Raw genomic sequence first — 19246 nt, 5'->3', positions numbered from 1 at the left:
GTATCGCCGCCCTGACGACGGGATGCGCCGTGCCGGGCGGGACGTCCCCTCAGAGGCGTTCCGCGAGCAGTTGTTCGATCACGACCGCGACCCCGTCCTCGTTGTTGGCGACCGTACGGCCGGACGCGGCGGCGACGACGTCCGGGTGGGCGTTGCCCATCGCGAAGGACTGGCCCGCCCACGTCAGCATCTCGACGTCGTTGGGCATGTCACCGAAGGCGACGACCTCCTCGTGCGAGATGCCGCGCTCGGCGCAGCACAGGGCGAGGGTGCTGGCCTTGGAGACGTCCGGACCACTCAGTTCCAGCAGGGCGCTGGGGCTGGAGCGGGTGACGTTGGCGCGGTCACCGATCGCCAGCCGGGCGAGGGTGAGGAAGGCGTCCGGGTCGAGATCCGGGTGGTAGGCGAGGATCTTGAGCACGGGCTGGTCGGCGTCCGGCCCGTCGGGGGCGAGGAGACGCTCGGCCGGCAGGAGGTTGTCCGGTATCTCCATGTGCAGCTTGGGATAGTCAGGCTCCTGGTGGAAGCCGTACGTCTGCTCCACCGCGAACACCGTGCCGGGGGCGGTGTCGCGCAGCAGCTTCACAGCGTCCAGGGCGTTGCGGCGGGCCAGTTCGCGCACCTTGACGAAGCGGTGGGCGCCGGGGCCGCCGTGCAGGTCGACCACGGCGGCGCCGTTGCCGCAGATCGCGAGGCCGTGGCCGTGGACGTGGTCGCTGACGACGTCCATCCAGCGGGCCGGGCGGCCGGTGACGAAGAAGACCTCGATGCCTGCCTCCTCGGCGGCGGCCAGTGCGGCGACTGTGCGCGGTGAGACCGACTTGTCGTCGCGCAGCAGGGTGCCGTCGAGGTCGGTGGCGATCAGCCGCGGCCGTACGGCGGCGGACGGGGTCCCGGGCTGTCTGGTCGCTGAGGTCACCGGGTCATTCTCGCGCATATGCCCGCACGGCCGTGCGGTCCTGCGCACAGATGACACAGATATGACGCTCAGACCTCCGTGGCCCTACCGGTCAGGCCAGTTGGGCCGGGGCCTCCATGGCGATCTGTTCGAAGACCTTCTCGTCCGCGGCGAAGTCGGAGTCCGGGACGGGCCAGTGGACCACGATCTCGGTGAAGCCCAGCTCCTGGTGCCGGCCGGCGAAGTCGACGAAGGCGTCCAGGGACTGAAGCGGCCGGGCGCGGTCCGGGGTGAAGCCGGTGAGCAGGATCTTGTCCAGGCCGGCCACGTCCCGTCCGGCGTCCGCGCAAGCCGCGGACAGCTTGGTGACCTGCCCGCGCAGAGCCTCGACGGACTGCTCCGGGGTGCCGGTCTCGTAGAGCTTCGGATCGCCGGTGGTCACCCATGCCTGTCCGTACCGCGCGGCGAGCTTGAGGCCGCGGGGGCCGGTGGCCGCCACCGCGAAGGGCAGCCGGGGCCGCTGTACACAGCCCGGGATGTTGCGCGCCTCGTGCGCCGAATAGAAGCGGCCCCCGGACGACACGGCGTCCTCGGTGAGCAGCCGGTCCAGCAGCGGCACGAACTCGGCGAACCGGTCGGCGCGCTCCCGCGGGGTCCACGGCTCCTGCCCCAGCGCGGACGCGTCGAAGCCGGTGCCGCCCGCGCCGATGCCGAGGGTGATCCGGCCGCCGGAGATGTCGTCCAGGGAGATCAGCTCCTTGGCGAGGGTCACCGGGTGCCGGAAGTTCGGCGAGGTCACCAGGGTGCCGAGGCGCAGCCGCTCGGTGGCGGCAGCGGCGGCGGTCAGTGTCGGGACCGCGCCGAACCACGGGCCGTCACGGAAGCTGCGCCAGGACAGGTGGTCGTAGGTGTACGCGGTGTGGAAGCCGAGCTGTTCGGCCCGCACCCAGGCCGAACGGCCGCCTTCGCTCCAGCGGCGGTAGGGCAGGATCACGGTGCTCAGACGCAGACTCATGCGTTCGAGAGTACGGGGACCCGCGAGCAGCGGACCAAACGGTCACCGTAGGCGACTGGCCGACCACGGATCGGGCGGGTGGACAGCGAGCGGGGCGGCCCCACGGGTCAGTGGACGCCCGGGAAACGCAGGTAGTGCGGCGGTACCGCCTTGGTCAGCCAGACCCCGTTGGCGCTGACGTGGAAGACGTGGCCGTCGCGGTGCATGGCGCCGGCGTCGACGGCGAGCACGACGGGGCGGCCACGGCGGGCGCCGACGCGGGTGGCGGTGTCACGGTCGGCGGAGAGGTGGACGTCGTGCCGGTTCATGGGCCTGAGGCCGTCCGCCCGGATCGCGTCCAAGTTGCGGGCCACGGTGCCGTGGTAGAGGTACGGCGGCGGGGTCGCCGGGGACAGGCCGAGGTCGACGTCGATGCTGTGGCCCTGGCTGGCGCGGATCCTGCTGCCCTCGATCGCGAAGCGCTGTTTGTCGTTGGTGGCCACCACGTGGTCCAGTTCCTCGCGTGTGAACCGGAAGCCGTGGGCAGCGGCGGCGGCGATGAGAGTGTCGATCTCCACCCAGCCGCCCGGGTCGAGGGTGAGTCCGATGCGCTCCGGCTGGTGCCGCAGATGTTTGGAGAGGTACTTCGACACCTTCACGGTACGTCTGTCGTCGATCGGTCTTTCGTCGTTCCGTTCGTTCATGCGTCCAGCGTGCGGGAGAGACGCGGATCACGCAGGTTTTTTTGTTCCCAGGTTTGATCCACAACCAAGGTGGGTTATCCACAAGGAAGTTGGCGAGACTGTGGACAAGTGGCGCATCCGTCAAGGAGCTTCGCGAACGCCGGTGTCCGGTACCCCTCCTGAGGAGATCCGGTCCAAAGCCCTGGCGCGCACCTCGCGTTCCGCCGCCAGTGCGACGAACTCGGAGACATGTTGCCGGCCAACCAGCCTTTCCACGGCGTCGATCGTCTCCACGGGAAGGGTGACACAGCGGGCACCCGCAGGTTCCACGTCCAGGGTTTCCGCACCGAGGTGACTGCGCAGGTGGCGGGTGGCCAACATACGCATCGCCCGGGCCAGTTCTGCGTCCATCGTCTGCTGGGCCAGGGGGCGCAGACGGCGCACCAGTGAGGCCGCCTCCGCCGCGTGCGCGTCCGTACGGTGCCCCGGATCGTCCAGGTAGCGGGCGAAGACGTACTCGGTGGTGAACTCCAGGAAGCGTGCCGCGATGTGCTCGACCTGACCCCGCAACTCCCGTAGGTGGCCCACTATCGCGGGCAGCGGCACGCCGGCCGCGTACAACTCCGCGGCCACCGCGAGCTCTTGGGGGCTCGGCACGAGGAACGTGTCGGGGTCACCGTCGATCCGCTCCAGTACCCCGAGTTCGACCGCCTCGGTCACGGCGTCGTCGTCGGGCGTGCCACCGAAGCGGGCGTCCAGGTCGGCACGGGTGATCCGGTCGGGGCGCTCGTCCGTCCACGGCCCCTCCACCTCGGTGACCAGGCCCAGGACTCCGCCCAGGCCACGGCCGGTGTCCCAGGCGTCCAGCAGCTCCTTGATCGAGGCCAGGGTGTAGCCGCGGTCCAGGAGGTGGGCGATCTGGTGGAGCCGGGTGACGTGCGCCTCGCAGTAGAGGTTCGCCCGGCCCCGCCGTTCGGGACGGGGGAGGAGACCGCGGTCCTGGTAGGCGCGGATGGTTCGCACGGTGGTGCGGGTGCGGTGGGCCAAGTCCTCGATGCGATAGGCGTTCCGGGCAGCGGGGTCGGGCATGCCGGGGACTCCTCAACTACTGGACGGGGTGTATGCGGGCGCCCGCAGAGGCACGGGGAACTGCGCGACCGGACACGGCGCATCCGCACCCGGCGACCTCCCCGCACCACCACCGTGCGGCCCCTTCTTCCCTCACAACTTCGGTTCCACGCGCGCGAGCCGACGCAGCGCTCCCGGCAGGAAGCGCGACAGCAGATGGGCCCCGCGGGCCTCCGGAGTCACCGGTACGACCGCCCGGTTGTGGGCCACGGCGTCCAGGATCGCCTCGGCGACCTTCTCCGGCGGGTAGTTGCGCAGGCCGTACAGACGGGCCGAGCTCTTCCGGCGGCGGCGCTCCTCCGCCTCGTCCACACCCGCGAAGCGGGCCGTGGAGGTGATGTTCGTGTTGACGATCCCGGGGCAGATCGCGCTCACGCCGATGCCCTGGCCCGCGAGTTCGGCGCGCAGGCACTCGGAGAGCATCAGCACCGCCGCCTTGGAGGTGCTGTAGGCGGGCAGTACGCGTGAGGGCTGGAACGCGGCCGCCGATGCGATGTTGACGATGTGGCCGCCCTGACCGCGCTCCGCCATGCGGGTGCCGAACAGACGGCAGCCGTGGATCACGCCCCACAGGTTCACGTCCAGCACCCTGCGCCAGTCGTCGGTCGTGGTGGCGAAGAAGGAGCCCGACAGACCGATGCCCGCGTTGTTGACCAGCACGTCCGGCACGCCGTACGCGCGGTGCACCTTCTCCGCGAGCTTCTCCATCGACTGCTCGTCGGAGACGTCGGCCGGCTCCGCCCAGGCTTCGGGCGCGCCGATCAGCCGGGACAGCTCGGCCGTGCGGGCGGCGGCCTCGGCGTCGCGGTCGACGGCCACCACCCGTGCACCGGCCTCGGCGAACGCGAACGCCGTGGCCCGGCCGATGCCGCTGCCGGCCCCGGTGATCAGGACCAGTTGCCCGCCGAAGCGCTCGGCGTGGTGACCGGTGGCCGCCGGCTCCGTCCGGCCGCCTTCCACGGACGTCACGAAGTCCTCGATCCAGGAGGCCAGTTGATCGGGGCGCGTGCGCGGGACCCAGTGCTTCGCCGGGAGCGTGCGGCGGGTCAGCCGGGGCACCCACCGCTCCAGGTCGTCGTAGAGGCGCTCGGAGAGGAACGCGTCCCCCTGGGGCGTGATGAGCTGCACGGGCGCGTGCGCGTACGCGTCGGGGCGCGGCCGGCGCAGCCGGGCGCGGACGTTGTCCCGGTACAGCCAGGCCCCGTGCGCCGCGTCGGAGGGGAGGGAGGCGGTCGGGTAGTCGCCGCCGGGGACCTTCTCCATCCGCTCCAGGATCTTCGGCCAGCGTTTGCCGAGCGGGCCGCGCCAGGCCAGTTCCGGCAGGGCCGGGGTGTGCAGCAGATACACGTACCAGGACTTGGCGCCCTGGCCGAGGAGCTGGCCCACCCGCCGGGGAGTCGGCCGCTTCAGGCGCGCGTTGATCCAGTGCCCGAAGTGGTCGAGGGACGGCCCGGACATCGAGGTGAAGGAGGCGATACGGCCCTCCGTGCGGCCCACGGTCACGAATTCCCAGGACTGCACCGAGCCCCAGTCGTGCCCGACCAGGTGCACCGGGCGCTCCGGGCTGACCGCATCGATCACGGCCAGGAAGTCGTCGGTCAGCTTGGCCAGGGTGAAACCGCCGCGCAGCGGCTCGGGCGCCGTGGAGCGACCGTGGCCCCTGACGTCGTACAGGACCACATGGAAGCGGTCGGCCAGACGGACGGCGACCTCCGACCAGACCTCCTTGCTGTCCGGGTAACCGTGCACCAGCACCACCGTCGGCTGCTGGGGATCGCCCAGCTCGGCCACGCACAGCTCGATCCCACCGGTCGCCACCCGGCGCTCCCGGGCACCCCTCAGCGTCACTTCTCCTCCGCCCAGCGCCGCACGTGCGGTAGATCGTCGTCCAGCCAGAACGCGCTCTGCTCGGGGTCCTCGGAGTCGGTGACCACGAGGATCTCCTCGAACTTCGCGCCCGTACCCCGGAAGCCGAGGTGTGGTTCCACCGCCCACAGGCCGGGCTGCGGCGGGTGGTCGGAGAAGCCGTACGGCGACCACAGCGGCGACCAGCCGTCACGGTGGCCGTGCAGCGCGTCGGAGGCCAGGCCCTTCAGCGACTGCGTACCGAATCCGAAGAGGTGGGGGGAGAAGCGGCGCTGTTTCACCCGGTCCACCTTGTGGGCGATGACCCCGAAGGGATACGCGCGGTGCCGGTTGGCGTAGCCCTGGCGGGCCATGAGCCGGTCCACGTCCTCGTAGATCTCGCGCAGCGGGCGCCGCTCGCGCACCTCGCGCAGGATCAGTTCGCGGTGCGCCTCCAGGTCGGCCATCAGCCGCTCCTGCACCGGGTTGACGCCCAGCGAGCCCGAGTAGCCGATGTCCGCCGTGCAGCCCTCGTACACCGGCGCCATGTCCAGGATGAACGGCATGCCGGGCTCCAGGGCGCGGTCGGTGGGGAAGAACTGCAGCGGTATGCGGAAGTTCACGAAGGCCGTGCGGTCGCCGAACCAGGCGAAGGGCAGGTGGAACCAGTCCCGCACCCCGCGCTCGCGCAGCCACTCCCGCTGCATCCGCGCCGCCTCGCGCTCGGTCACACCCGGCTCCAGGCGCGCCGCGACCGCCTCCGCGCACTCGTAGGCGAGGCGCTGCACCCGCCTGAACCCCCGCAGTTCCGTGGAGAGTTCGCTGCTCACTGCCGTCGTCATGCCGCCCCGTCCCGTCGTGCCGCCGACTCCTGCGTCGACTGCGGTACGCGTCCGTAACTTGACACTGGTGAATGTGACAGTTGTTAGAGGTGGCGTCAATAGGAGGAGCGACAGGCTGTGGAAAACCCCGGGTGACCCTGAGGCGGGGCATCCCTTAGGGACCCGTAATACCTGGGTCTGACGCGAAGACGGCTCTGAGGTCTGACGACCCGGCGCGGTCCGGGTCACTACCGTCGAGGACGTGACTGTGATCGCGACCGAAAGCCTGAGCAAGCGGTTCCCCCGGGTGACCGCGCTCGACCGGCTGTCCGTGGACATCGGGCCCGGTGTGACCGGACTCGTCGGAGCCAACGGCGCCGGCAAGTCCACCCTGATCAAGATCCTGCTGGGTCTGTCCCCCGCCACGGAGGGCCGCGCCGAGGTGCTCGGCCTCGACGTCGCCACCCACGGCGGCGACATCCGCGAGCGCGTCGGCTACATGCCGGAGCACGACTGCCTGCCGCCCGACGTCTCGGCCACCGAGTTCGTCGTCCACATGGCACGCATGTCGGGGCTGCCGCCCACCGCGGCCCGCGAGCGCACCGCGGACACCCTGCGCCACGTCGGGCTGTACGAGGAGCGCTACCGCCCCATCGGCGGCTACTCGACCGGCATGAAGCAGCGCGTGAAGCTCGCCCAGGCGCTGGTGCACGACCCGAAGCTGGTGTTCCTGGACGAGCCGACGAACGGCCTCGACCCGGTCGGCCGGGACGAGATGCTCGGCCTGATCCGCCGCATCCACACCGACTTCGGCATCTCGGTCCTGGTCACCTCGCACCTGCTGGGTGAACTGGAGCGCACTTGCGACCACGTCGTCGTCATCGACGGCGGCAAGCTGCTGCGCTCGAGCTCCACCACGGACTTCACCCAGACCACGACCACCCTGGCGATCGAGGTCACCGACAGCGACGCCCACCCCGACGGCACCCGCGCGGTCCGCGAGGCGCTCCACGCGCGCGGGGTGGACACCGAGAACGAGGGCGCCGGCCTGCCCGGCGCCGGACACATCCTGCTGCTGACCGCCCAGGGCGAAGAGACGTACGACCTGGTCCGGGACGTCGTCGCCGGCCTCGGCCTCGGCCTGGTGCGCATGGAGCAGCGCCGGCACCACATCTCAGAGGTGTTCACCGGCGGCGCCGAACACACCGACGACGAGCAGCGGAAGGAGGCCGCCCGCCATGGCGGTTGAGCACCCCTTGCAGCCCCGGACCTCCCCCACGGGCGACCAGACCCGCATCCACGACATCGGCTACCGCGGCTACGACGGCCCCCGCCTGGGCCGCGCCTACGCCCGCCGCTCGCTGTACTCGCAGTCCCTGCGCGGCGCCTACGGCCTCGGCCGCTCGGTGAAGTCCAAGGTGCTGCCGATGCTGCTGTTCGCGGTGATGTGCGTGCCCGCGGCCATCATGGTCGCCGTCGCCGTCGCCACGAAGGCGCACGAACTGCCGGTGGCCTACACCCGCTACGCGATCATGTTGCAGGCCGTGATCAGCCTGTACGTCGCCGCGCAGGCACCCCAGGCCGTCTCCCGCGACCTGCGCTTCAAGACCGTACCGCTGTACTTCTCACGGCCCATCGAGACCGCCGACTACGTACGTGCCAAGTTCGCCTCGCTCGCCTCGGCGATCTTCATCCTGACCGCCGCTCCCCTGCTCGTGATGTACGTGGGCGCGCTGCTGTCCAAACTGGGCTTCGCCCACCAGACGAAGGAATTCGCCGAGGGACTGGTCTCCGTGGCCCTGCTCTCCCTGCTCTTCGCCGGCATCGGCCTGGTCATCGCCGCCGTCACCCCGCGCCGGGGCTTCGGCATCGCGGCCGTGATCGCCGTGCTGGTCATCTCCTACGGCGCGGTCAGCACGCTCCAGGCCATCGCCGACGTGCAGAACCACTCCTCCGCCATCCCTTGGATCGGCCTGTTCTCGCCCGTCACGCTCATCGACGGCGTCCAGTCGGCCTTCCTGGGCGCGACCGCCCGCAACCCCGGAGCGGTCGACCCCTCCACGGGACAGGGCGTGGTCTACGTCCTGGTCGTGCTCGCCCTGATCGCCGGCAGCTACGGCCTGCTGATGCGCCGCTACAAGAAGGTGGGACTGTGACGACCCTCAGCATCGACCACGTCTCCCGCTGGTTCGGCAACGTGGTCGCCGTCAACGACATCACCATGACCATCGGCCCCGGCGTCACCGGTCTGCTCGGCCCCAACGGCGCCGGGAAGTCCACCCTGATCAACATGATGGGCGGCTTCCTCGCCCCCTCCACCGGCACGGTCACCCTCGACGGACAGCCGGTGTGGCGCAACGAGCGGATCTACCGGCACATCGGCATCGTCCCCGAGCGCGAGGCGATGTACGACTTCCTCACCGGCCGTGAATTCGTGGTCGCCAACGCCGAGTTGCACGGCCTGGGCGCCAAGGCCGCGCACAGGGCCCTGGCCACGGTCGAGATGGAGTACGCACAGGACCGGCAGATCGCCACGTACTCCAAGGGCATGCGCCAGCGTGTGAAGATGGCGTCCGCCCTGGTCCACGACCCGTCGCTGCTGCTGCTCGACGAGCCCTTCAACGGCATGGACCCGCGCCAGCGCATGCAGCTCATGGACCTGCTGCGCCGCATGGGGGACGAGGGCCGCACGGTGCTGTTCTCCTCGCACATCCTCGAAGAGGTGGAACAGCTCGCCCGGCACATCGAGGTCGTCGTCGCCGGGCGGCACGCGGCCAGCGGCGACTTCCGCAGGATCCGCCGCCTGATGACCGACCGCCCGCACCGCTACCTGGTGCGCTCCAGCGACGACCGCGCCCTCGCGGCCGCGCTGATCGCCGACCCCTCCACGGCCGGCATCGAGGTCGACGTGGCCGAGGGTGCGCTGCGCATCCAGGCCGTCGACTTCGGCCGCTTCACCGCCTTGCTGCCGAAGGTCGCCCGGGACCACGGCATCCGGCTGCTCACGGTCTCGCCGTCCGACGAGTCCCTCGAGTCCGTGTTCTCGTACCTGGTCGCGGCGTAGGAGGCCGAAAATGTACGACCCCACCGTCGCCCGGCTCACCTACCGTGCCCTGCTGGGGCGCCGCCGGGCCCTCATCCTCGGCGCGCTGCCGCTGCTGCTGATCGTGATCTCCGTGGCCGTGCGGGCCCTGGCCGGAACCGACGACCAGACGGCCGCCGACGTCCTCGGTGGCTTCGCGATCGCCACGATGGTCCCGATCATCGGCGTCATCGCGGGCACCGGCGCCATCGGCCCGGAGATCGACGACGGCTCCGTCGTCTACCTGCTGTCCAAGCCGCTGAAGCGGCCCACGATCATCTTCACCAAGCTGATCGTGGCCATCGCCGTGACCATGGTCTTCTCGGCGGTGCCGACCCTGGTCGCTGGCCTGATCCTCAACGGCAACGGCCAGCAGATCGCCGTCGCCTACACGGTCGCCGCGCTGGTCTCCTCCATCGCCTACTCGGCGCTGTTCCTGCTGCTCGGAACCGTCTCCCGGCACGCGGTGGTCTTCGGGCTCGTCTACGCGCTGGTCTGGGAGGCCCTGTTCGGCTCCCTGGTGCCCGGCGCCCGCACGCTCAGCGTCCAGCAGTGGTCGCTGGCCGTGGCCCACAAGGTGGCCGGCGGGGACCTGGTGACCTCGGACGTGGGCCTGACGACAGCCACCGTGCTGCTGGTGGCCGTGACCGTGCTGGCCACCTGGTACGCCGGGCAGAAACTGCGCACGCTGAAGCTGGCGGGCGAGGAGTAGGCCGGCCTCCGGCGGCTTGACGGGAAGTTCACACCGGTCCGGGCACGCTGGACAAAGCGGATGAACGGCTAGGAGGCTGCTGATGGCAGACGAGATACCGGGGAGCGTCGGGCAGGGGCGGTCCGAGGGCGACGCCTGGGACGAGCTGGTCCTGGACGAGGCCTTCGTACGGGGCGCCGAGACCTCCGAACCGTCCGCGCGGGCCCGTATGCTCGCCGCCCGCTGGCGGGCCGAGGAGCCCGAGCCCCAGCCCTGGCGCTCCGACGAGCCCCCCGCGGGCTGGTTCTTCAGCAGGGCACGGCGTCGCAGGTGGCGCCGCCCCTAATTCGCTGGCGCTCAACCCGGCGGCGGGGCACAGTGGTTGTGCCCCATCCGCCGGGAGTGTCCCGGCGCCGTGATCCGGGAGTGGAGGCGGGCGGATGTCCATGCACGGCAGTACGCCCGACTCCCGACAGGGCAGCCCGAGGCCGGCTCCGGTGTAGTTACCCCACCGTCGAGCTACAGGAGCTGCCCGGGGCGGCCGCTTCGAGCACGCGATGTCGCTCTCGCGTGGGCCGCCTTCCCTGTGGCCCCCTCGTGCAAGGGGGCACCCGCGCTGGGGCGGCCGGATGAGTCGCGCAACGCGGCGCCGACAAGGTGCCGCTGCGCTCACCCGCGCCGCCCCAGCGGCACGCCTGCCCGCTGCGACGGCACGCTCCCCGGACGCGCGGCGACTGGCAACTCGCCAAGGAGCGCGGGGAACTGCGCGAGTGGCCCAGGGCGGACCCGCATCCGGTGGCGGACCGTACGTCCCACGGCGGGACCCGCATCCGGTGGCGGACCGCACGTCCCACGGCGGGACCCGGCTGCTAACCGAGCTGGGCCAGCAACCGCTCCAGCACCACCGCGATGCCGTCCTCCTCGTTGGAGGACGTCACCTCGTCGGCCACCGCGCGGAGCTCCTCGTGCGCGTTGGCCATGGCCACGCCCCGGGACGCCCAGGCGAACATCGGGATGTCGTTGGGCATGTCGCCGAAGGCGATCGTGTCCGCGGCCTTCAGCCCGAGCCGGCGGGCCGCGAGGGACAGGCCCGTGGCCTTGGACAGGCCCAGCGGGAGGAGTTCCACGATGCCCTCGCCCGCCACGGCCACGGTGACGAAACCGCCGGCCGCCTGCCGTGCGGCCTCCGCCAGCTCGTCGTCGCCCATCGTCGGATGCTGTATGTAGATCTTGTTGAGGGGGGCCGTCCACAGGTCGGACGCGTCCGTGAACGGAGTCGCCGGGAGCTTGCCGGTGACCGCGTATCCGGGGCCGACCAGCACTTCGCCGTCCAGACCGTCCCGGCTGGCCGCGAGATGCAGCGGGCCCACCTCGGCCTCGATCTTGGCCAGGGCCATCCCCGCCAGCTGCCGGTCCAGGGTGACCGAGGTCAGCAGGCGGTGCGCTCCGGCGTCGTAGACCTGCGCGCCCTGGCCGCAGACGGCGAGACCGTCGTAGCCGAGGTCGTCCAGGATGTGCCGGGTCCACGGGACCGCGCGGCCGGTGACGACGATGTGGGCCGCGCCCGCCGCGGCGGCCGCGACGAGCGCGTCACGGGTGCGCTGCGAGACCGACTCGTCGGAGCGCAGGAGCGTTCCGTCGAGGTCGGTGGCGATCAGCCGGTACGGGAAGCCGGTCACTTGGCGACCGGTTCCAGGACCTCCCGGCCACCCAGGTACGGGCGCAGCACCTCGGGGACCCGGACGGATCCGTCGGCCTGCTGGTGGTTCTCCAGGATCGCCACGATGGTGCGCGGTACGGCGCACAGCGTGCCGTTGAGCGTGGCCAGCGGCTTGACCTGCTTGCCGTCGCGGACCCGGATCGACAGGCGGCGGGACTGGAACTCGGTGCAGTCCGAGGTGGAGGTCAGCTCGCGGTACTTGCCCTGGGTCGGGATCCACGCCTCGCAGTCGAACTTGCGGGCGGCCGACGCGCCGAGGTCACCGGTGGCGACGTCGATGACGCGGAACGGCAGCTCCAGCGAGGTCAGCCACTGCTTCTCCCACTCCAGCAGGCGCTGGTGCTCGGCCTGGGAGTCCTCGGGGGCGACGTACGAGAACATCTCGACCTTGTCGAACTGGTGCACCCGGAAGATGCCCCGGGTGTCCTTGCCGTGCGAGCCGGCCTCGCGGCGGAAGCAGGGCGAGAAGCCCGCGTACCGCAGCGGCAGCTTGTCGGCTTCGATGATCTCGTCCATGTGGTAGGCCGCCAGCGGCACCTCGGACGTGCCGACCAGGTACAGGTCGTCCTTGTCGAGGTGGTAGACGTCCTGGGCGGCCTGGCCGAGGAAGCCGGTGCCCGCCATGGACTGGGGGCGCACCAGCGCCGGGGTCAGCATCGCCGTGAAGCCGGCGGCCGTGGCCTGGGCGAGCGCAGCGTTCACCAGGGCGAGCTCCAGCAGGGCGCCGACACCGGTGAGGAAGTAGAAGCGGGAGCCGGAGACCTTGGCGCCGCGCTCGACGTCGATGGCGCCGAGCAGCTGGCCGAGCTCGAGGTGGTCCTTGGGCTCGAAGCCCTCGGCACCGAAGTCGCGGATCGTGCCGTGCGTCTCCAGCGTGACGAAGTCCTCCTCGCCGCCGACGGGGACGCCGGGGTGGACGAGGTTGCCGAGCTGGAGCAGCAGTTCCTGGGTCTCGGCGTCGGCCGCGTCGCGCTCGGCTTCGGCGGCCTTGACGTCGGCCTTCAGCTGCTCGGCGCGCTTGAGCAGCTCGGCCTTCTCGTCGCCGGTGGCCTTGGGGATCAGCTTGCCGAGCTGCTTCTGCTCGGCGCGCAGCTCGTCGAAGCGGACGCCGGAGGACCTGCGCCGCTCGTCGGCAGACAGGAGGGAGTCGACGAGCGCGACGTCCTCTCCACGGGCGCGCTGGGACGCGCGCACACGGTCGGGGTCCTCACGGAGCAGGCGAAGGTCAATCACGAGGCCAAGGCTACCGGTGCGGGCTCGCCGCTCACGAATCCCTATTCCGAGGAGTTCGGATTCGCCAACGTTTGTCGCTTACGTTCCGTTATGCGCGAATTGCGGCACGTGTCAGTGCGGGTCAAGGGGAAAGTGTCTCACTCCCTGGGACGGAGCACCGCCAGGGCCTGGGGTTGACCGGATTCCCTTGTGGAGAACGGAACTTCGCAGCCTCGCTGTCCACAGAAATCCACACCCCCCAAAGAGTTATCCACAGGCTGTGTGGAAGGTCTGTGGACTTCGGAATTGATCACTCCGGAACTTCCCGGCGGACTGAAGAATTCCCAGGGCAAACCCGGGTGACACCCACTTTTGGGTGGAAAGCCGTCGCTCCAAAAGATGAATCAACGGAAACGAGTGGACGAAGGGTGAGGTGCGGGACGGTGGCCGCATCCGGGACGTGAGGGGCGATTTGTCGACCGGGTCACGCATCCTTGTCGACTTGTCCCCAGGTCGAGAAGCGGACCTGTGGATAACTCCTGTGGATAACGAACATACGCATGTACGACTGGCTGGAACCGGCCTAGAACCGGCCGTCCTGGCAGCGCGCCACCCAGTCGGCCGCCGCCATGAACTCCCCGTCCGACGTCCCCGGCAGCGCCGGGCGGGCGTCCGCCGGCGTGATGTCCGCGCGTGGATAGGAGCCGAGGAACCGCACCTGCAGACAGATCCGCTTCAGCCCCGTCAGCGCCTCGGCCATCCGCCGGTCGGAGATATGGCCCTCGGCGTCGATGCAGAAGCAGTAGTTTCCGATGCCGGCGCCGGTCGGCCGGGACTGCAGCAGCATCAGGTTGATGCCGCGCGAGGCGAACTCGCCGAGCAGGTCGCGCAGCGCACCGGGGTGGTCGTCGCGCTGCCACAGCACCACCGAGGTCTTGTCGGCGCCGGTCGGTGCGGCCGGTCGGGCCGGGCGGCCGACCAGCACGAACCGGGTCTGCGCGTTCTCCGCGTCGTGGATCCCGGTCTCCAGGGCGTGGAGACCGTACCGGGCGGCGGCGAACTCTCCCGCGAAGGCGGCGTCGTACCGGCCCTCCTGGACCAGTCGGGCGGCGTCCGCGTTGGAGGCGGCCGACTCCCAGTGCGCGTCGGGAAGGTGCCCGCGCAGCCAGTTGCGCACCTGCGGCTGGGCCGCCGGGTGGGCGGAGACGGTCTTGATGTCCGTGAGCTCGGTGCCGGGCCGGACCAGCAGCGCGAAGGTGATCGACAGCAGCACCTCGCGGTAGATCATCAGCGGTTCGCCCGCGACCAGCTCGTCCAGGGTGGTGGTGATGCCGCCCTCGACGGAGTTCTCGATCGGCACGAACGCGGCCTCGGCCTCGCCGGACCGCACCGCGTCCAGTGCCGACTGCACCGACACATACGGGACGAGCTCCCGGGTGGCCGTTTCCGGGAGCGTCCGCAGGGCCACTTCGGTGAAGGTGCCCTCGGGGCCGAGATACGCATAGCTCGCTGGCATGCCCTCACCCTAATAGCCGCACGCCGCCCGGGCGCGGCTGTCTCACGACGACCACTCGACCGGGTGGTTTGAGCAAAGAAAGCCCAGCAGAACCGGTAAACCTCGTAACCCCGTAACCCCACGTGATGGTGTCGGTTCCGTCTAGCCCTCCAGCAGTCGCTGCCCCACGTACTCGCCCGTCGCCGCCCCTCCCGGCACCGCGAACAGCCCGCTCGCCTCGTGCCGGATGTACTGCGACAGCGCGTCGCCCCGGTCGAGCTTGCGCTGGACCGGCACGAAACCGCGCAGCGGGTCGGCCTGCCAGCAGACGAAGAGCAGACCTGCGTCGGGAGTGCCGTCGGTGTCGAAGCCGTCGTGGTAGGAGAAGGGGCGCCGCAGGATGGCCGCGCCGCCGTTCTTGTCGGGCCGGGTGATCCGGGCGTGCGCGTTGAGGGGGACGACGTACTCGCCCTCGGCGTCGGTCTTCTCCAGGTCCATCGGGGTGGTCTCGTCGCCCCCGGACAGCGGCGCCCCGTTGGACTTGCGGCGCCCGATGACCTGCTCCTGGGCGGACACCGACAGCTTCTCCCAGTCGTCCAGGAGCATGCGGATGCGGCGTACGACGGCGTAGGAGCCGTTCGCCATCCAGGCGGGCTCGCCCGAGGCGGGCACGAAGATGCGCTGGTCGAAGTCGGAGTCGGCCGGCTTGGGATTGCGGGTGCCGTCCAGCTGGCCCATGAGGTTGCGGGCCGTCATGGGGTGCGCCGTGGCGCCCGGCGTGCGGTTGAAGCCGTTCATCTGCCAGCGCAGCCGGGCGGCGCCGCCCGCCTCCTTCTGGATCGCGCGCAGAGCGTGGAAGGCGACCAGGGCGTCGTTCGCGCCGATCTGCACCCAGAGGTCGCCATCGCTGCGTGCCTTGTCGAGATGGTCCGAGGAGAAGTCCGGCAGCGGGTCCAGGGCGGCCGGCCGCTGCTGCTCCAAACCGGTCTTGCCGAAGAAGGCGTGCCCGAAGCCGAAGGTGATCGTCAGCGAGGAGGGCCCCGCGTCGCGGGCCACGTCGGTGTCGTCGTGCGGTGCGGCCTCGCCCGCCATCAGCCGTTCGGCCGTCGTCGACCAGCGGCGCAGCAGGGCCGCGGCCTCCTTGCGGCCCGCGCCCGCCACCAGGTCGAAGGCGGCGAGATGGCCGCTCGCCTGGAGCGCCTCGGTGATGCCGGGCTGATGTTTCCCGTGAAACATCACCCGGTCGGAGCCGACCGCGGTCAGCGGCGTGGCCGGGACGGGCGCGGCGGCATAGCCCACGGCCCCGCCGGCCGCGCCGAGCACGAGCCCGGTGGCGCCCGCGGTGCCGAGCAGGGCGCGCCGGGAGAGCCCCGCTCCGCTGCCGGCCGTCGGGGCCGGTGCCGCGGGCTCGGACGTGCGGGCCTGGGGAAGGGACTGGTCGGGCATGGTGTCGTTCAGCCGATCTGCGCGTTCTTGGAGACGGTCACCTGGTCGATGTCGGACGTCCGCACGGTGACGGCGATCTTCCAGTCGCCGGCCATGGGGATCTGCACTCCGCTCGCCGACCAGTGGCCGGTCGTGACGTGGTCGGGGGTCACGGGCAGCGGGCCGATCTTCTTCGCCTCCAGGGTGAAGGCGACCTTCACCTCGGGGACGTCGAAGGCCCGGCCGTTGGGCCGCTGGACGAACACGTGCATCTCGTTGCCGCCCACCCGCGCGGGGTCGAGATCGATGCTGACGACGCCCTTGCCGTCCTTGCCTGAGGTGTCGAAGGGCATGTCCAGCGTCAGCGCGCCGTTCGAGGGCGCCGTGGCGGAAGAGGAGGAGGAGGACGAGGTGGCGGCCTTGGCGTCCAGCTCGGTGCGGCCGGGCTCGGTCTGGGTCAGCCAGGTGGTGACGGCGAGCAGCACGACCGCGACGCCCGCCTCGGCGAGCACCGAGCGGCGCAGTCCGAAGCGGTTCGGGTCGCCGTCCCTGAGCCGCTTCTGCCGGGCGGCGTCCATCGCGGCCCGCTGCCGGGCGAGCTGGGCGGCGCGCTCGGTGTCCCCGGATCCGGCGCTCTTCCCGGCCGGCTCCGGCGCGTGCACGCTCTCCTTCCCGGGTTCCGCGGTCCGACCGGCGGCCGTGACCGTCTTCCCGGTCTTCCCGGCGACGGCGGCGGGGACCGCCTTCTCGGCCTCCTCGGTGATGGCGGCCGTGCCGGCGGTGTCGGCGAGCCGGCCCGTCCACCGCCGCGATGTCGAGGCGATGCCGACCAGCAGCGCCACCAGCCCGATCTTGACCAGCAGCAGCTGCCCGTACCGGGTGTCGGTGAACGCAGACCAGGAGCCCAGCTGGCGCCAGGACTGGTAGGTGCCGGTCGCGACGAGCGCGACGACGGAAGCGAAGGCCACCCGGGAGAAACGACGGACGGCGGCTGCCTCCACCGGAGTCTCGGCGGGCGCCCGGTACAGGGCGATCAGCAGGGCGGTGAGTCCGCCCAGCCACGCGGCGACGGCCAGCAGATGGACGACGTCGACGGGCATGGCGATGCCCGGCTGGAGCCCGACCGAGGCGTGCTCGGCCATGGCCCAGCTGGTCGCGAGCCCGGCCGCGACGACCACACCGCCGACCGCGAGCCCGAAGGTGAGGTCGCGCTTCTCCTCCTCCTCGCGCTTGGTGTAGGCGCCGAACAGGACCGCGATGAACAGCGCCGCGGCGGCGAGCAGCAGCAGCCGGGAGATCAGGGCCGCGCCGGTCTTGGTCTGCAGCACCTGGCCGAGCAGACCGAGGTCGAAGACATCGGCGGGCTTCCCGGAGGTGGTGTAGGAGCCGCGCAGGAGCAGCAGCCACAGGGTGGCGGCGGTGAGCGTGAGCCAGCCGCCGACGACCAGCCGCTGCAGGGGCCGTACGCTCGCGCCGCGCTGCCAGCAGGCGAGGACGAAGGCCGCGCCGCCGGCGAGCACGATGAATCCGGCGTACGAGGCGTACCGCCCGACGGCGTAGAGCCCACCGACGACTCCGCCGCCCGCGACCGGCCCGGTGCCGGTGACCACGGTCTGCGAGGGCGCCCCGATGGAGAAGGTGTAGGCGCCGGAGACGGGGTGGCTGTCGGCCGAGACGACCTGGTAGGTGACCGTGTAGGTGCCGTTGCCCAGGCCGCTCTTGAGTCGCACGGCGTAGGTGGTGCCACTCAGGTTGGCGGGCTTGCCCGACTGGACCGGCTTGCCCCGGGGGTCGAGGACGCGCAGGGAGTCGTCGTTCATCGCCACCTTCTCGGAGAAGGTGAGCGCCACCTGGCCGGGTGCCTTCTTGATCACCACCCCCTGTGCGGGGTCGCTGCCGGTCAGCGCCGCGTGGGCGGAGGCCGGTGCGGCGCCCGCCAGCAGTGCGCCGGTGACGGTGAGGAGCAGCAGCACGAGGATGCGCAGGATGCCCCGGTGTCCCTCGGGGGTGATGGTCCGCGTCACGGTGGTCGTTCCCTCCCTCAATGGCCGGTCGACGGGTTGTACGTGGCGGACTTCACCGGCATCTCGACGGTGAGGGGCCCGGACTTGGCGAAGGTGATCTTCACCGTGACCGTCTGGCCCTGCTTCGGCTTGCGCCTCAGCTTCTCGAACATCAGATGGTTGCCGCCGCTCTTGAACACGAGTTGACCGTGGGCGGGTACGGCGAAGGAGCTCTTCTGCCGCATGGCTCCGCCCATGGTGCTGTGCATGGTGACCTGGCCGGCGACCTCACTGGTCACCGAGGTCAGCTCGTCCTCGGCGCCGCCCTTGTTGGTGATCGTCAGGAACCCGGCGGCCATGTCGGCGGAGACCGGCTGCGGCATGTACGGCCCGCTCACGGACAGTTCGGCCTTCCCGGAGCCTGCGGCGGACCCGGAGTCCGAGCAGCCCGCGAGGGCCAGGGCGGCGGCGAGAGCGGCGGCCGCGGTCATGACGGCAGGGTGGCGTCTCACGGGTTCGCCCCCTTGACGAGCTTGGGGAGGTCCTTGGTGTAGTCGTCGACCGTGGCTTCGTCGCCGTAGAGGACGTAACCGCCGTTCGTCTTCGGGGAGAAGACGATGACCTGGGTGCCGTGGACGGAGGCGAGCTTGCCGTTCTTGTCCTTCCTGGTCGGCTCCACGGAGATGCCGACGGAGCGGGCACCGGCCTGGATGGTGGCGAAGTCCCCGGTCAGGCCGATGAACTGCGGGTCGATGCCCTTGAGCCACTTGCCCAGCTCGGCCGGGGTGTCGCGGCCGGGGTCGGTGGTGACGAACACGACCCGGAGGTCGTTCTGCTCGGTCCGGGGCAGGGCCTTCTTGGCGACGGCGATGTTGCTCATCGTCGTCGGGCAGATGTCGGGGCAGTGGGTGTATCCGAAGTACAGCAGGGTCGGGTGGCCGCCGGTCTCCTTGCGGAGGTCGTACTTCTTGCCGTGCGTGTCGGTGAGGACCAGGTCCGGCTTCTGGAAGGGCTGGTCGAGGACGGTGGCGGCCTTGCCCGAGCCGGACTCCTCCGAGACCACGGAGACCGGCGACTTGCCGTCGTTGCCGCTGCCGCAGGCGGAGAGGGTCACGGTGGCGGCGGCGATCAGCGCGGCCGCGGCGAACGTCTTCTTGCGCATAGAGAAATGTCCCAGATGTGAGTGACTCCGGGCGCACCGGGGTCGTACGACAGCGACGAGGCGTCGGTCACGAAAGCGTCGCACGAC

18 protein-coding genes are annotated in these 19246 nt (G+C 70.9%); 5 read left to right on the top strand and 13 right to left on the bottom strand.

Annotated features, from left to right (window positions below):
* Positions 1-49 precede the first annotated feature (49 nt).
* The 6 genes from ABZ919_RS29760 to ABZ919_RS29735 form a co-directional block, all read right to left on the bottom strand.
* The gene (locus ABZ919_RS29760) at positions 50-937 is read right to left on the bottom strand and encodes a Cof-type HAD-IIB family hydrolase (protein WP_361253620.1); all 888 of its coding nucleotides are present in this window, start codon (positions 935-937) and stop codon (positions 50-52) included.
* Positions 938-1010: 73 nt separating this feature from the next.
* On the bottom strand, positions 1011-1913 hold the full coding sequence (locus tag ABZ919_RS29755) for an LLM class flavin-dependent oxidoreductase (protein ID WP_361253619.1): 903 nt from the start codon (positions 1911-1913) through the stop codon (positions 1011-1013).
* Between the two features lie 107 nt (positions 1914-2020).
* Positions 2021-2596, bottom strand: coding sequence for an RNA 2'-phosphotransferase (locus tag ABZ919_RS29750; protein ID WP_361253617.1), 576 nt, complete (start codon positions 2594-2596; stop codon positions 2021-2023).
* A gap of 120 nt (positions 2597-2716) precedes the next feature.
* The gene (locus ABZ919_RS29745; protein ID WP_361253615.1) at positions 2717-3664 is read right to left on the bottom strand and encodes a MerR family transcriptional regulator; all 948 of its coding nucleotides are present in this window, start codon (positions 3662-3664) and stop codon (positions 2717-2719) included.
* Positions 3665-3796: 132 nt separating this feature from the next.
* Complete coding sequence (locus ABZ919_RS29740; protein WP_361253613.1) at positions 3797-5551, bottom strand: SDR family oxidoreductase; 1755 nt, start codon at positions 5549-5551, stop codon at positions 3797-3799.
* Positions 5548-6390, bottom strand: coding sequence for a M24 family metallopeptidase (locus ABZ919_RS29735; protein WP_361253611.1), 843 nt, complete (start codon positions 6388-6390; stop codon positions 5548-5550). The genes ABZ919_RS29740 and ABZ919_RS29735 overlap by 4 nt, the downstream gene beginning before the upstream one ends.
* 247 nt (positions 6391-6637) lie before the next feature.
* Between ABZ919_RS29735 and ABZ919_RS29730 the strand changes: the two genes are divergently transcribed.
* The 5 genes from ABZ919_RS29730 to ABZ919_RS29710 all read left to right on the top strand — a co-directional run bounded on the left by ABZ919_RS29730 (position 6638) and on the right by ABZ919_RS29710 (position 10488).
* The gene (locus tag ABZ919_RS29730; protein WP_361253651.1) at positions 6638-7618 is read left to right on the top strand and encodes an ABC transporter ATP-binding protein; all 981 of its coding nucleotides are present in this window, start codon (positions 6638-6640) and stop codon (positions 7616-7618) included.
* A complete protein-coding gene (locus ABZ919_RS29725) occupies positions 7608-8525 on the top strand; it encodes an ABC transporter permease subunit (RefSeq protein ID WP_361253609.1) in 918 nt (305 codons plus the stop codon). The genes ABZ919_RS29730 and ABZ919_RS29725 overlap by 11 nt, the downstream gene beginning before the upstream one ends.
* Positions 8522-9433 (top strand): ABC transporter ATP-binding protein, encoded by a 912-nt coding sequence (locus tag ABZ919_RS29720; protein ID WP_361253607.1) that lies wholly within the window; start codon positions 8522-8524, stop codon positions 9431-9433. Before ABZ919_RS29725 ends, ABZ919_RS29720 begins: the two co-directional genes overlap by 4 nt.
* 10 nt (positions 9434-9443) lie before the next feature.
* Positions 9444-10163 carry an ABC transporter permease gene (locus ABZ919_RS29715; RefSeq protein ID WP_361253605.1) on the top strand — a complete coding sequence of 240 codons (720 nt, stop codon included), beginning with the start codon at positions 9444-9446 and terminating at the stop codon, positions 10161-10163.
* A gap of 82 nt (positions 10164-10245) precedes the next feature.
* The gene (locus ABZ919_RS29710) at positions 10246-10488 is read left to right on the top strand and encodes a hypothetical protein (protein WP_361253603.1); all 243 of its coding nucleotides are present in this window, start codon (positions 10246-10248) and stop codon (positions 10486-10488) included.
* A 523-nt stretch (positions 10489-11011) separates the two neighbouring features.
* On the opposite strand, the gene ABZ919_RS29705 is transcribed toward ABZ919_RS29710, so the two are convergent.
* The 7 genes from ABZ919_RS29705 to ABZ919_RS29675 all read right to left on the bottom strand — a co-directional run bounded on the left by ABZ919_RS29705 (position 11012) and on the right by ABZ919_RS29675 (position 19159).
* Positions 11012-11821, bottom strand: a complete 810-nt coding sequence (locus ABZ919_RS29705) for an HAD family hydrolase (RefSeq protein ID WP_361253601.1) — start codon at positions 11819-11821, stop codon at positions 11012-11014.
* On the bottom strand, positions 11818-13095 hold the full coding sequence (serS, locus tag ABZ919_RS29700) for a serine--tRNA ligase (RefSeq protein ID WP_361253599.1): 1278 nt from the start codon (positions 13093-13095) through the stop codon (positions 11818-11820). The genes ABZ919_RS29705 and serS overlap by 4 nt, the downstream gene beginning before the upstream one ends.
* Before the next feature lie 562 nt (positions 13096-13657).
* Positions 13658-14590, bottom strand: a complete 933-nt coding sequence (pheA, locus tag ABZ919_RS29695) for a prephenate dehydratase (protein WP_361253597.1) — start codon at positions 14588-14590, stop codon at positions 13658-13660.
* 141 nt (positions 14591-14731) lie between these two features.
* Complete coding sequence (gene efeB, locus ABZ919_RS29690; protein WP_361253595.1) at positions 14732-16015, bottom strand: iron uptake transporter deferrochelatase/peroxidase subunit; 1284 nt, start codon at positions 16013-16015, stop codon at positions 14732-14734.
* A gap of 8 nt (positions 16016-16023) precedes the next feature.
* Entirely contained in the window at positions 16024-18018 is a 1995-nt protein-coding gene (locus ABZ919_RS29685) for a copper resistance protein CopC (protein WP_361253593.1), read from the bottom strand.
* A 17-nt stretch (positions 18019-18035) separates the two neighbouring features.
* A complete protein-coding gene (locus ABZ919_RS29680; RefSeq protein WP_361253591.1) occupies positions 18036-18488 on the bottom strand; it encodes a copper chaperone PCu(A)C in 453 nt (150 codons plus the stop codon).
* A 17-nt stretch (positions 18489-18505) separates the two neighbouring features.
* Positions 18506-19159 (bottom strand): SCO family protein, encoded by a 654-nt coding sequence (locus tag ABZ919_RS29675; RefSeq protein WP_361253589.1) that lies wholly within the window; start codon positions 19157-19159, stop codon positions 18506-18508.
* Positions 19160-19246 lie beyond the last annotated feature (87 nt).

The organism is Streptomyces sp. NPDC046759 (genome assembly GCF_040645475.1).
Taxonomy (GTDB): domain Bacteria; phylum Actinomycetota; class Actinomycetes; order Streptomycetales; family Streptomycetaceae; genus Streptomyces.
The sequence above is the reverse complement of the archived record's forward strand: the minus strand, read 5'-3'. Positions and strand labels throughout refer to the sequence as shown.

What these genes read in the sequence shown, in the direction of transcription:
- ABZ919_RS29760 (WP_361253620.1), bottom strand. Translation starts at nt 937, where the DNA reads ATGCGCGAGAATGACCCGGTGACCTCAGCGACCAGACAGCCCGGGACC.
- ABZ919_RS29755 (WP_361253619.1), bottom strand. Translation starts at nt 1,913, where the DNA reads ATGAGTCTGCGTCTGAGCACCGTGATCCTGCCCTACCGCCGCTGGAGC.
- ABZ919_RS29750 (WP_361253617.1), bottom strand. Translation starts at nt 2,596, where the DNA reads ATGAACGAACGGAACGACGAAAGACCGATCGACGACAGACGTACCGTG.
- ABZ919_RS29745 (WP_361253615.1), bottom strand. Translation starts at nt 3,664, where the DNA reads ATGCCCGACCCCGCTGCCCGGAACGCCTATCGCATCGAGGACTTGGCC.
- ABZ919_RS29735 (WP_361253611.1), bottom strand. Translation starts at nt 6,390, where the DNA reads ATGACGACGGCAGTGAGCAGCGAACTCTCCACGGAACTGCGGGGGTTC.
- ABZ919_RS29725 (WP_361253609.1), top strand. Translation starts at nt 7,608, where the DNA reads ATGGCGGTTGAGCACCCCTTGCAGCCCCGGACCTCCCCCACGGGCGAC.
- ABZ919_RS29715 (WP_361253605.1), top strand. Translation starts at nt 9,444, where the DNA reads ATGTACGACCCCACCGTCGCCCGGCTCACCTACCGTGCCCTGCTGGGG.
- ABZ919_RS29710 (WP_361253603.1), top strand. Translation starts at nt 10,246, where the DNA reads ATGGCAGACGAGATACCGGGGAGCGTCGGGCAGGGGCGGTCCGAGGGC.
- pheA (WP_361253597.1), bottom strand. Translation starts at nt 14,590, where the DNA reads ATGCCAGCGAGCTATGCGTATCTCGGCCCCGAGGGCACCTTCACCGAA.
- efeB (WP_361253595.1), bottom strand. Translation starts at nt 16,015, where the DNA reads ATGCCCGACCAGTCCCTTCCCCAGGCCCGCACGTCCGAGCCCGCGGCA.
- ABZ919_RS29680 (WP_361253591.1), bottom strand. Translation starts at nt 18,488, where the DNA reads ATGACCGCGGCCGCCGCTCTCGCCGCCGCCCTGGCCCTCGCGGGCTGC.
- ABZ919_RS29675 (WP_361253589.1), bottom strand. Translation starts at nt 19,159, where the DNA reads ATGCGCAAGAAGACGTTCGCCGCGGCCGCGCTGATCGCCGCCGCCACC.